The organism is Paenarthrobacter sp. 2TAF44 (genome assembly GCF_052114885.1).
GTDB lineage: Bacteria > Actinomycetota > Actinomycetes > Actinomycetales > Micrococcaceae > Arthrobacter.
The window spans coordinates 1-12486 of sequence record NZ_JBFRFP010000027.1 but is presented as its reverse complement, the minus strand read 5'-3'; the positions used below and the strand labels follow the sequence as shown (position 1 = coordinate 12486).

The following is a 12486-nucleotide window of genomic DNA, read 5'->3' as shown; positions in this document are numbered from 1 at the left end:
TGTTCCCTCCAATGTGGCCTTCCGGCCGCAGGTCCTGTGTTTGCTCAGCGAAGGGGAACGATGTCATCGACTCCCATGCGCGCGGCGTCAGCTGATTCGTCATCGGGTTGTTGCTGGCTAAGCCGCTCAGCTTCCACCCGGGCCAGATAATGCTTTATTTCGCTTTCCCGCTGTGCTTCGCTCCAGCCAAGGATTTCTCCCATCAGCTTAGCCACTACTGGCACTGCTGACACACCCCGGTCCCAGGCTTCGATCGAGATTCGGGTGCGGCGCGTCAAAACGTCGTGAACATGACGGGCGCCCTCATGGGTGGTGGCGTAGACCACCTCTGCGGCAAGGTAATCGTCCGCACCGGGAAGCGGTTCCCCGAGTTCGGGTTGCGCAGCGATGAGATCCAGCACTTCCGAGGCCATGGACCCGTAGCGGTTGAGCAGGTGTTCCACGCGGGCAACATGGACGCCGGCTTCTTCCGCTGAGCGGCCGCGGCGGTTCCAGGCGGCCTTGAACCCCTCTGCACCGAGCAACGGGATCGTTTCGGTGCAGCTGGAGGGAACCCGTTCATCCATCGCCCGGGTGGCTTCATCCACCGCATCTTTGGCCATGACGCGGTAAGTAGTGAACTTCCCGCCAGCCACCACCACCAGCCCTGGCACTGGATGAGCCACCACGTGTTCGCGGGAGAGTTTGGCGGTGGAGTCGTTTTCCCCTGCAAGAAGGGGGCGGAGTCCTGCGTAGACGCCTTCTACGTCCTCACGGGTGAGGGGCCGCTTCAGGACCTTGTTGACGTGCTCCAGGACGTAGTCGATGTCCTTGCTGGACGCGGCGGGGTGCGCCTTGTCCAGCTTCCAGTCGGTGTCCGTTGTCCCGATGATCCAGTGGCGGCCCCAAGGGATCACGAAGAGCACTGACTTCTCCGTGCGCAGGATCAGCCCAACTGTGGATTGGAACCTGTCCCGCGGTACCACCAGGTGGATGCCCTTGGATGCCCTGACCTTGAGCTGGCCCCGATCCGTAACCATGGCCTGGGTTTCGTCCGTCCACACGCCTGTGGCATTGACTACCTGCTTGGCACGCACTTCGAAGACGCTGCCGTCTTCCTGGTTTTCCAGCTTGGCCCCCACCACGCGTTCGCCTTCCCGGAGGAAGTCCACCACCCGCACCCTGTTCACAGCATGGGCGCCATAGTGGGCTGCGGTGCGAACAACGTTGACCACCAAACGGGCGTCGTCCACTTGGGCATCGTAGTAGCGGATGGAACCCACGAAGGCATCGTCCTTGAGGCTGGGAGCCGCCCTGAGGGTGCCGCGCCTGAAGAGGTGTTTGTGCATGGGAACACCGCGGCTGTGTCCGGAAGTGAGACCCAAGGTGTCGTAAAGCATGATGCCCGCGCCCACATAGGGGCGCTCCCAGAACCTTCGCGTCAGGGGGTAGAGGAAAGGGACAGGGCGGACCAGGTGGGGTGCGATCTGCTGGATCAGCAAACCACGTTCCTGCAGGGCCTCCTGGACCAGCCCGAAATCAAGCATTTCAAGGTAGCGGAGGCCGCCATGGATGAGCTTGGATGATCGCGACGACGTCCCTGAAGCCCAGTCCCTTGCCTCAACTATGCCCACCGTGAGGCCGCGGGTCACGGCGTCGAGGGCTGCTCCAGCCCCCACCACTCCTCCGCCGACAATAAGGATGTCCAACTGCTTGCCGGGTTCGGCAGTGGCTTTCAGGACTTCAATGGATGCGGCACGGGATTCCGGGCTTAATGCTCCCGGAGAATTCACCTGCGGACCGCCTGCGACATTGCTCATCGGACCCCTCCTCAAACGCAACTGCTGGTAGTCCCCTACCCTACTTGTTGACTGGTCCGATTGGCAGAAGTCCTAGTTGCCCGAGTATGGGGATACTACGACGTCCACGCGCTGGAATTCCTTGAGGTCGGAGTACCCTGTGGTCGCCATGGACCGACGCAGAGCGCCAATGAGGTTGGACGTACCGTCGGTGTGGTGCCCGGGCCCGAAGAGGACTTCCTCCAGGGATCCCACCGTGCCAACGTTGACGCGGTCGCCACGGGGTGATTCGAGATGATGCGCTTCCGGACCCCAGTGCCAGCCGCGGCCCGGAGCTTCTTCGGCGCGCGCGAGGGCGCTGCCCAGCATTACTGCGTCCGCTCCCATCGCGATGGCCTTGACGATGTCGCCCGAGCGGCCCATGCCGCCGTCGGCGATGACGTGGACATAGCGCCCACCGGACTCATCCATGTAGTCGCGGCGGGCCGCGGTGACGTCCGAGATGGCCGACGCCATGGGCGAATGAATACCGAGCGCACGGCGCGTGGTGGTGGTAGCACCTCCACCGAAGCCAACGAGGACACCTGCAGCACCCGTGCGCATGAGGTGCAGGGCCGGCGTGTAACCAGCTGCTCCACCAACGATCACGGGGACATCGAGTTCGTAGATGAACTGCTTAAGGTTCAGTGGCTCATGGTTTTTGGAGACATGCTCAGCCGAGACGGTGGTTCCACGGATGACGAAGATATCGACGCCGGCAGCCACCACGGTCTTGTAGTGTTCCTGGGTGCGCTGTGGGGTCAGGGAGCCGGCCACGGTGACGCCGGCGGCGCGGATCTCGGCCAGGCGGGAGCTGATGAGCTCTGGCTGGATGGGTGCCTGGTACAGGTCCTGCATTCGGCGGGTAACGGCCGGGCTGCTGGTTTCGTTGGCCAAGCCTGCGATCTCGTCGAGCACCTTCTGTGGGTTTTCGTACCGGGTCCAGAGGCCTTCAAGGTCCAGGACGCCAAGACCACCCAAACGGCCCAAAGTGATGGCCGTGTCCGGGGACATCACAGAGTCCATGGGGGCGGCAATCACCGGCATGTCGAACTTATAGGCGTCGATCTGCCAGGAGACAGAGACGTCCTTCGGGTCACGCGTCCGACGATTCGGAACGATCGCGATGTCATCCAGGGAGTAGGCACGACGCCCACGCTTGCCACGGCCAATCTCAATCTCATAAGTCACTGCTCGAGTTTATCCCACCAAAACCAAGCCACCGTTTTGTTCCGACCTGCTCTTAGGGGGTGTTGTGGCTGGTCTCTTCCACAGTGAGCTGGGATTCGAACATCCGGAAGTAGCGGCCCCTCAACGCCACCAGCTCCTTGTGCGTTCCTTGTTCGGCAATCCGCCCGTCCTCCAGCATGTACACAACATCTGCCTTTTCGATGGTGGCCAGCCGGTGGCTGATGGCAATGATGGTGCTGTTCCGGTCCGCGAAAAGCCGAGTGAAGATCCGGTGCTCAGCCAAAGCATCGATGGCTGACGTCGGTTCGTCCATGACCATGAAGGAGGCATCCCGGTAGAAGTTCCGGGCCATGGCCAATCGCTGCCATTGCCCACCTGAGAGCCCACTCCCCTTGCGCCCGCGTGGATCCTCCATCCAATTGCTCACATGGTTTTCCAGGCCGTTGGGCAGCTTGTTGATGAATTCCATGGCCTCGGCATCTGAGGCTGCCCTCCGGATGCGTTGCTCGTCCCGGGGTTGATCGACATCGCCCAAATAAATGTTCTCCGCGGCCGTAGCGAATTCATACTTCAGGAATTCCTGGCTCAGGACCGCAAGGTGCCGGTGCCAACTGGTCACGTCGATCCCGGTGAGATCGACGCCGTCGAGCAATACTCGGCCCGAATCGGGCCGGTACAGTCCGGCCAGAATCCGGATCAGCGTGGACTTTCCTGCGCCATTCTCACCAACTATCGCAATGTGCTGGCCTGCCCTGATGGTCAGGGAAATGCCCTTGATAACTTCAACGTCACTCCCCGTATAGCTGAAGCGGATGTCCCGCATTTCCACAACGGACGGCGACTTCACCAAGGGAGGTTCGTGGCCGCTGGGCACCGGAAGCGCCATGAACAGCTCGTAGTCTTTGAGGTTGGCAAGGTCTTCGTCAATGGAACTCAGCGACGAGACCAGGTTGCTGGCGGTGGACAGGGCCCGGCTGACGATCTGTTGGATGTAGAGGAACTGCCCTACCGCCTGTGCCCTGGCAATGATTTGTCCCACCACCCAGATCAACGACACTACTTCGGCCCCATACTGCAGGGCGTCCGCTGCGAGCTGCTTGGGGATGTAGCGCTTCTGGAAGTCCAGCCGCCGGCGCTCGTCAGCGTCGCGAAGGCGCGAGCGCAGGTCCATCAGATAACCCACAATGCCATAGAGCCGCATCTCGGCAATGTGCTGGGGCCTCAGGAGGTTGGTCTCGATCATTCGCCGTTGACGCCGGGAATCCACTTGGGTATTCCAATGGGCTATTTGCTCTCGTGAGAGTTTGAACTGCAAGTAGACGCTCGGGACGATCGCTATAAGGACAATGACAGCGATCCACCAACTGACCAACAACAGCGCACCGACTGCCAGGATGACCGAAACCAACTGCGTAAAGATGGCCGCGATCCGGTCCAGGACCCGCGCATAGGAATCGGAGAACCGCTTGGCGCGATCGTAGAGGTCCACCGTTTCTTTGTCGTCATAGCGCCAGAACTCCAGTGCCAGGAAGCGCTCGTACATCATGTCGCCGACGATCGCGCCTACTTTGAAGCTCATCAACTGCTGGATGTATCGGTCGACGCTGCTGAAGGCGCCCCAAAACAGTCCCAGCGCGGCAGTAATGATGACGTACAGTACCGCCCGCGGACCGGCGTCGGGATCTCCCGCGTAACCGGCCGCCAACGCAGTGGTGGTCAACGCGGCGAAGTAGGTGGTTACCAGCGGCAGCGTGGCCGAAATCAGGGAGCCAGCCACTTTCATGATGACTGCAATCGGCGATGCCTTGAAACTCACCTTCAGGACCTGCCCGACGGCGCGTGCGTATGGCCGGAGGGCAAGCTTGCGGGGCGCTTTGCCGGGTTGGACTGAATTCAGCCGGACTGACTCCGGGTGCCGCGGTTGTGCGGGCTTTTCGGACATGTCCCCAGCCTATTCCTACCCACAGACATTTCCGTTGCGGCCCTTAAACAGCTGTTCCCCATGGAGGCTTCCACGGGGAACAGCTTTTTAGAAACTGATGTCAGCGGGAACCGTAGTTGGGTGCCTCCACCGTCATCTGGATATCGTGCGGGTGCGATTCCTTCAGGCCGGCAGGAGTGATCCGGACGAACTTGCCGCGTGCCTTGAGTTCGGCAATCGTGGGGGCGCCGGTGTAGAACATGGTCTGGCGGAGGCCACCGACCAGCTGGTAGGCCACCGATGCCAGCGGACCGCGGAACGCGACGCGGCCTTCGATGCCTTCCGGGATGAGCTTGTCATCACCGGACACGTCAGCCTGGAAATAGCGGTCCTTGGAGTAGGACGTGTTCTTTCCACGGGACTGCATGGCGCCAAGGGAGCCCATACCGCGGTAGCTCTTGAACTGCTTGCCGTTGACGAAGATGAGCTCGCCGGGAGACTCTTCACAACCAGCCAGCAATGAGCCGAGCATCACGGTGTCAGCTCCGGCAACCAGTGCCTTGCCAATATCGCCCGAGTACTGGAGTCCGCCGTCGGCAATCAACGGCACGCCTGCCGGGATGGCAGCCTTCGCGGATTCGTAGATGGCCGTGATCTGGGGAACGCCGACACCGGCTACAACACGGGTGGTGCAGATGGAGCCTGGGCCCACACCGACCTTGATGCCATCGGCACCAGCGTCAATCAGGGCCTGGGCTCCTTCACGGGTTGCTGCCTGGCCACCAATGATGTCCACGTGGGCAGCAATCGGGTCCGACTTCAGGCGGCGGATCATGTCCAGCACGCCCTGGGAGTGGCCGTTGGCGGTGTCCACGAAGAGTGCGTCCGCCCCGGCGTCGATGAGCTTCATGGCGCGTTCCCAACCGTCGCCGAAGAAGCCGATGGCAGCGCCTACGCGCAGGCGGCCTTCGTCGTCCTTGGTGGCCAGCGGGTACTGCTCTGCCTTGGTGAAGTCCTTGGTGGTGATGAGGCCCTTGAGACGGCCCTGCTCGTCAACGAGCGGGAGCTTCTCAATCTTGTTGGTGGCCAGCTTGTGCGAGGCTTCCTCGCGGCTGATGCCCACATGGCCGGTGATGAGCGGCATCTTGGTCATGGCATCGCTGACGCTGCGCAGCGGGAATTCAGATTCCGGAATGAACCGGGTGTCGCGGTTGGTGACGATACCCAGCAGCCGTCCGTCGGTGTCCACCACGGGAAGGCCGGAGACGCGGTAGCGGGAACACAGCTCGTCCAGTTCCTGCAACGTGGCCTGCGGGCCGATCGTCAGCGGGTTGGTGATCATGCCGGATTCGCTGCGCTTGACGCGGTCCACATGCTCAGCCTGGTCATCGATGGACAGGTTGCGGTGCACGACGCCAAGACCACCCTGGCGGGCCATGGCGATGGCCATGCGGGACTCAGTGACGGTGTCCATGGCAGCGGAAAGCAACGGCGTCTGCACCGTGATGCGCTTGGAAATCCGGGAGGACGTGTCCGCGTCAGAAGGAATGACATCGGTGTGTCCGGGGAGGAGCAGGACGTCGTCGTAGGTCAGGCCTACGAAGCCGAAGGGATCGTGTTCGGGCTGGGTCATGAGTGCGGCCTCTTACCTGGGTTCTGGGGGCTTTAACTGGTAGGGGTTGCAACTGATGACCAGCCCGTCATTACGGGACTGGCCTGTGCATAAATTGGCCTATGCATGAGGTACTGCAAGGCAAAGGTGCTTCGGGTATTGAATAAATAGTAGAACCTCGGCGGCCATCGCCATATTCCGCGGCGCCTGAGTGTGAGCAACAGCACTGGCGGAAGGTCGGCGTCGTGCGTTCCGTGCTCCCGCGAGGCGGCGAGGCTAGCGCCCGGACTGACCAGTCGAGTCGGACCAGCCCGTCGCGGCGAGGAGCCGCTCCTCGAACATCGGGATCATGCTCTGCACATAGGTCTTGGTGAGATGGTTGTCGTCCTTGTAGACGTACACATTCCCCACCACTGCCGGACACGTGCCCCGCTCGCAGATGAAGTCGCTCATGTCCATCAGGTACAACCGATCCACCTTGCCCGCGTAGTCGGCCAGAGGCGAGGACGCAGCCAGGGAATCTTCCAGCGGAGGGTTGCAGTCGGGCGAGTCAGGGCCCTTCTTCTGCACGCACTCGGGCATGTTGATGCTGAACCGCGGGTTGTCGCGGATGCCCACGACGTCGATTCCTGCATCCGTGAAGGGCTTGATGCCGTCCAAATACCCGGGCACTTCGGTCTCGAAAGGGGCCGTCACATGAGTCAGAGACGCCACAGTGAACACAGCATCGGGTTTGTGTTCCATGACATAAGCGGCACTTGCCTTGTTGAAGTCGTTGCAGTCACTGGTCCGCTCAGGCGAGTCGGCGCCGAACCGGCAGTTCCCCTTCAGCAGTGTGACCACTTCCCAACCGTGCTCCTTGGCGATGGGGCCCAGGGCCGCCATGTACTGCTGGGCGTGGGAATCGCCGAGGACCACGATCCTCTTGGTCACCACCTCGGGTTCGTCATTCTGGAGGCAACCCTGCAGCAACGGATCCGAGGGGACGTTGCCGCCAGTACAGAGGCCATCGATGTCCGCCCATTCATCCTTCATGGCGGCGGGTGCGGGAATGATCATCGCCTTGGGTGTCGGTTGGCCCGCAAACTCAGGCGAGAGCGCTGCAGCACCGGGCGTCAGTTCCTTGGGCTGATCCGCAATTGCCACGCCTTGGGCGGCGATAGCACCTTGCCAGGCGGTCATCGGCAGCGCGAGCAGCGCACCACAGGAAACAACGACGACGGCGGCCCGCCAGGACCGCGCGTCCGGCCACTGCCAGCGGCGCATGGGAACCTCGACAAACCGTGTGGTGGCAACGGCCAACGCCATCGATGCTGCCATGATGCCCAAGCCCTGCAGGAGGTTCGGGCTGGTGGTCTCCGTGACGAGCAGGAAGAACACCAGGACCGGCCAATGCCACAAGTACAGGGCGTAGGAATTGTTGCCCACCAGGACCAAGGGCTTTGAGCTGAGCACACGGTCCGCACCAAATCGGCTGTTGCTCTGGCCCGCAACGATAACCGCCGCGGCTGCGAGGGTTGGCCAGAGAGCCACGAATCCCGGGAAGGAACGGTCCACCGTCAAGATCAGGCCGCACGAGAGCATGGCGAGCAGCCCCGCCCAACCCAGGAATACCCGAAGCCGCTGTCCCGGTTTGAGGTACGGGAGTGCCAGTGCCAGCAGGGAACCCAGCGCAAATTCCCACAGCCTTGTCCGGGTATCGAAATACGCATACGCCTGATTGTGGGCAGTCTGGTCGATGGAATAGACCAGCGAGGCCACAAAGACCAGGCCGAACGCCATGAACAGCAGCTGCCGGTGTTCTATGACCTTCCGGCCCGGGAACAGCTTTGCGAGTTGCGGCTGCAGCAGGGCCACCGCTGCGAAAATCAGTGGCCACAGGATAAAGACCTGGCCTTGCACGGACAGGGACCAAAAGTGCTGCAGGGGACTCGCTCCGGAATGGTCCTGCGCATAGTAATCAACGGCAGAATCCGCGAGCTGCCAGTTCTGACGGTATAGCAGGGAGGCCCAGGCCTCGGCTAGCACATCCGGCCACCGGCTCTGCGGGATAAAGGCCCAGGTTCCGGCCAGGACTGCCAGCAGGACCACGACGACGGCGGGCAGCAGCCGCTTGAACACATGGAGCCAGTGCTGCAGGAGCCTCAGGGGCCTACGGTTTTCGAGCTTCCGCGTAAAGGACAGGGTCATCAGGAAAGCCGAGATGAGTAAAAAGACGTCTACGCCGCCGGACACCCGGCCGAGCCAAATGTGGTAAGCCGCCACCATCAACACAGCCAAGGCACGCAGTCCCTGGACCTCCGGGCGGAAGGTTCGTTCCGCCGTCGTGGTCCTCGCTGAAGTGGGCTTCGCTGTAGTGGGCTTCGCTGTAGTGGGCTTGCCACCCAAAGGTGCTGTTGCTTTCACCTGTCCGCTCATTGCGCCCACCCCGTCGCGGCAAACCACCTTTCGTCGAACATCTCGCCCATGCTGGTGACGTAGGTCTTGGACAGGTGGTTGTCATCCAGGTAGACGAACACATTTCCTATGACGCTGGGGCACTGGACGCCGTTGCAAAGGAGGTCCGTCATATCCAGGAATGCCGCATTTCCAAACTTTCCCTGTTCGGCCGCGAAGGGGCTCTCCGCAGCCAGGACGTCCTGCAGGTCAGACTTGCAGTCAGGGCTGTCCACGCCCTTGGACAGGGCACATTCTGTGACGTTGTGGTCGTAGCGTGGGTTGTCACGAATGGCCACCACCTGGATGCCGAGGTCGTTGAAGTTGGTGACCGACTGGTCAAAGCCGTACACCAACTCCTCATCCGGTGATGAGGGGGCCGCCTTGGTTCCCACCATGAACACGGAATCCGGGGTGTGGGCTGCCACGTATTTGAAAGCCGCCGAGTTGAAATCATTGCAGTGCTGGTCAGCGTCAGGGTTCTCCGGCATGAACGGACAACCGCCCAACAGGAGGGCCGTGACCTTCCAATGCTCAGCCTCAGCGAGAGGGCCGAGTGCGGCCAGCCACTGCTGGGCATGGGAGTCGCCCAGGACCACAATGCTCTTCGTGGCGTCATCGCCCACGCCGTTTTGCTGGCAGTTCTCCTGCAGAGTCTTGTCTTCCGGCTTGGAAACTCCCTCGCACGTCCCACCCAGGTGTGCCCAGTCTTCAGGCAACTGTTCTGCCGTGGGAAGTGTCTTGGCATCCTTGCCGACTTGGTCTACATAGCCTGGAAGGAGGGCATGGGCTCCAGGGTTGTCGTTGAATGCCTGCGTGTCAGCGGCCTTCTGGTCCAGATACTGCTTGTACTGGAAGCCGAGCAACGGCGCACACGCCACGGCCAGGCAGACGGCGATGGAGATGGCTGCGCGGCGACGTTTCACCTCCGGCCACTTCCACTCCCGGAATGGCTTCTCCACGTACTTCGTGGTCAGGAAGGCCAGGACCAATGCCAACGCCACAATCGCGGTGCCGGACAGCCACCCGGCGTGGTCCTTGCCGCTCCAAGCCAGGGCGATCACCAGGATAGGCCAGTGCCAGAGATACAGGGCATAGGAGTTATCGCCAAGACGTACCAGGAATTTGGAACTCAGAATCCGATCCACGCCGAATCGGCTACCGGTCTGTCCCGCTGCAATCACTGCAACGGCAGCCAGAGTGGGCCAGAGCGCAACAAAGCCGGGGAACGCAGTTTGGACCTGCAGCAGGATGCCGCAAGTAAGCATGGCGGCAACGCCGATCCACCCCATCGCCACGCGGACAGGTTTGGAAAAGTCCAGGGCAGGCAGGATCAGGGCAACAAGCGTTCCGAGGGCGAACTCCCAAAGCCGGGCGAAGGTGTCGAAGTACGCCACAGCCTGGTTGTTGGCCGTAAAAATAATGGAGTACGTCAGGGAAACGACGAAGATGAGCGCAAAAACGTACGCGAGCGAGGCCCGGTACCGGAGATCGAATTTGCGGCAGATGACCGCCATCACGGCGAAGATCACCGGCCAGAGAATGAACACCTGGCCCTGGATGGAAAGTGACCAGAAGTGCTGCACAGGACTGGCGAGGCTGTGGTCCGTGGCGTAGTAATTCACCGCGAGAGTCTGCAGCAGCCAATTTTCGTAGTAGAACAGTGAGGCCCAAGCCTGATTGACCACTTCCACCCAGCGGGTGGGAGGCAGGAAAGCAAAAGTAGCAGCCAGTGTTCCAAAGAGGACAGCCACCACTGCCGGGAGCAGGCGCCTGAACAAGTGCAGCCAGTGCCGCAGCAAGTCCATCGGGCGCCGCTGTTTGAAGCGGCTCGTGAACTGAAGAGTCATGAGGAAGGCCGAGATCAGCAGGAAGACATCCACCCCGCCTGATACCCGCCCAATCCAGATGTGGTAGCTCACAACCATGAGCACGGCGAGGGAGCGGAGGCCCTGGATTTCGGGTCGGAACGTGGACTTTACAACGGGACCGGTAGCCCGCCTGTTGGGACGGGCGGGCGGTCGGATCGTTGATGTAGTCACGTTAGGCAGTTCCTCAAGGCTATTGCACAAAGCATCCATCATACGCTGTTCCGGGCACCGACCCCAGTTGGGCCAGCCTGCGGAACCGCCTTACGAGTGTCTATTAGCTCAGGTTGGACTATGCGTTTGCAAAGATGAAACTGTGCGTTGCCTGTGCTGCGGGCACTTCTTTTTGAAGGTCAGCCACTATGCCAAAGCCGGCCGACGCTCAGCTGTGAACTGCCGGTCTGCTGTGATCTGGCGTGCCAGATAGCGGGCGTCACGGCCAACTCCTGGAAGTGTTGCCGAAACTGCCGCGAACAGAAACTCCTGGCCAAGGAAGTAGAGACCGGGCACAGATTCCACCACTCCCCTCTTGTGGGTCGGAATCCCATCGCCGTTCTGGTACGGGAGCTTCAGCCACGAGTAATCCTCCCGGTATCCCGTACACCAAATGACGTTCGCCACATCCAAAGTCCGGCCCTCTTCCAGCACCGGTTTACCTTGCTTTACCCCGGCTATCCTCGGCAGCAGTTCCACCTTCGCGTCACGCAGGTCCTTGGTGCGTGTCCGGATCAAAGGTGCCGCCATCATCTTGAATGCCGGCGCCACCTTCCGGCCAACCGGCGTGTTCAGCGTCAGGATGTGAAGGCCTGCGAATCGAATCACAGGCAGGACGAACCGGGCTGCAGCGCGTCCATGGCGAACTGGGATTTCACCACTGGCTTTGCCGGCCAGCAACGTGGTGTGCGTCCTGCTGGCTTCAACGGCAATCTCCGCGCCGGAATTGCCGAGCCCCACCACGAGGACGGGCCCGGGTTGGAGTTGCCCGGGGTTCTTGTATTCCTGCGAGTGAAGCTGCACGATGCCGGGATCCAGCTGATTGGCGAATGCCGGCCGCTTGGGCAGGCGGTATCCACCTGTGGCAACCACCACGTTGTTGGCGATCCAGGACCGATCACCGGAGCTCACAAGAAAGCAATCACCCTGTTGCGTCACCCCGTCAACACGGACTCCGTGGATCACGGGCAGACTGAACCGCCGTGCATATTGTTCGAGGTAGTCCGCCAACTCATCCTTACTGGGAAACGCCAACGGGTCCCCTGGGAAAGGTGCGCCCGGCAATCCGTCGTATTTAGCCGGGGTGAAGAGACGAAGCGAATCCCAGCGTTGACGCCACGAATCCCCGGTCCTGGCGTTCTCATCAAGGATGACGAAGTTGTGGTGTCCTTTGGCCAGCCAATAGCCGAGCGCCAAGCCGGCCTGGCCACCGCCCACGATCACGGTATCGAACTGCGGGTCACTAGTATTTTTCATGGCATTTCCTTTCTCGTTAATCCAACGCGGGGATCCTTCTATGGTTGTCAAGCGTGGCAAGGGCCGGGGTTTGGGGCGTTGAGGGTTCGGTAGATCCGCCGGGCGAGGTAGCGTTTCACGCACCGGCGGATCTCCTTTGTGGTTCGTCCCTCGGCTTTGCGTTTGCGCACG

Annotated in this window: 7 protein-coding genes and 1 pseudogene; all 8 read right to left on the bottom strand. The window is 61.4% G+C overall.

Annotated features, from left to right (window positions below):
* Window positions 1-44: 44 nt before the first annotated feature.
* Window positions 45-1799 carry a glycerol-3-phosphate dehydrogenase/oxidase gene (locus tag AB4Z15_RS20880; protein WP_442018780.1) on the bottom strand — a complete coding sequence of 585 codons (1755 nt, stop codon included), beginning with the start codon at window positions 1797-1799 and terminating at the stop codon, window positions 45-47.
* A 72-nt stretch (window positions 1800-1871) separates the two neighbouring features.
* A complete protein-coding gene (locus AB4Z15_RS20875) occupies window positions 1872-3008 on the bottom strand; it encodes a GuaB3 family IMP dehydrogenase-related protein (RefSeq protein WP_431115884.1) in 1137 nt (378 codons plus the stop codon).
* A 52-nt stretch (window positions 3009-3060) separates the two neighbouring features.
* A complete protein-coding gene (locus AB4Z15_RS20870) occupies window positions 3061-4950 on the bottom strand; it encodes an ABC transporter ATP-binding protein (protein ID WP_442018779.1) in 1890 nt (629 codons plus the stop codon).
* A 100-nt stretch (window positions 4951-5050) separates the two neighbouring features.
* A complete protein-coding gene (guaB, locus tag AB4Z15_RS20865; RefSeq protein ID WP_442018778.1) occupies window positions 5051-6562 on the bottom strand; it encodes an IMP dehydrogenase in 1512 nt (503 codons plus the stop codon).
* Window positions 6563-6817: 255 nt separating this feature from the next.
* Window positions 6818-8959: an acyltransferase family protein gene (locus tag AB4Z15_RS20860; protein ID WP_442004108.1), complete on the bottom strand. Its 2142-nt coding sequence runs from the start codon at window positions 8957-8959 to the stop codon at window positions 6818-6820.
* On the bottom strand, window positions 8956-11058 hold the full coding sequence (locus AB4Z15_RS20855; protein ID WP_442004127.1) for an acyltransferase family protein: 2103 nt from the start codon (window positions 11056-11058) through the stop codon (window positions 8956-8958). The genes AB4Z15_RS20860 and AB4Z15_RS20855 overlap by 4 nt, the downstream gene beginning before the upstream one ends.
* A 147-nt stretch (window positions 11059-11205) precedes the next feature.
* Entirely contained in the window at window positions 11206-12315 is a 1110-nt protein-coding gene (locus AB4Z15_RS20850; RefSeq protein WP_442018777.1) for a flavin-containing monooxygenase, read from the bottom strand.
* Window positions 12316-12362: 47 nt separating this feature from the next.
* A pseudogene (locus AB4Z15_RS20845) lies at window positions 12363-12486 on the bottom strand (IS110 family transposase); the annotation flags it as partial.

Bases quoted from the DNA above. Each gene is read 5' to 3' on its own strand.
- AB4Z15_RS20860 (WP_442004108.1), bottom strand. From the start codon at position 8,959: ATGAGCGGACAGGTGAAAGCAACAGCACCTTTGGGTGGCAAGCCCACT.
- AB4Z15_RS20870 (WP_442018779.1), bottom strand. From the start codon at position 4,950: ATGTCCGAAAAGCCCGCACAACCGCGGCACCCGGAGTCAGTCCGGCTG.
- AB4Z15_RS20855 (WP_442004127.1), bottom strand. From the start codon at position 11,058: ATGGATGCTTTGTGCAATAGCCTTGAGGAACTGCCTAACGTGACTACA.
- AB4Z15_RS20880 (WP_442018780.1), bottom strand. From the start codon at position 1,799: ATGAGCAATGTCGCAGGCGGTCCGCAGGTGAATTCTCCGGGAGCATTA.
- AB4Z15_RS20850 (WP_442018777.1), bottom strand. From the start codon at position 12,315: ATGAAAAATACTAGTGACCCGCAGTTCGATACCGTGATCGTGGGCGGT.
- guaB (WP_442018778.1), bottom strand. From the start codon at position 6,562: ATGACCCAGCCCGAACACGATCCCTTCGGCTTCGTAGGCCTGACCTAC.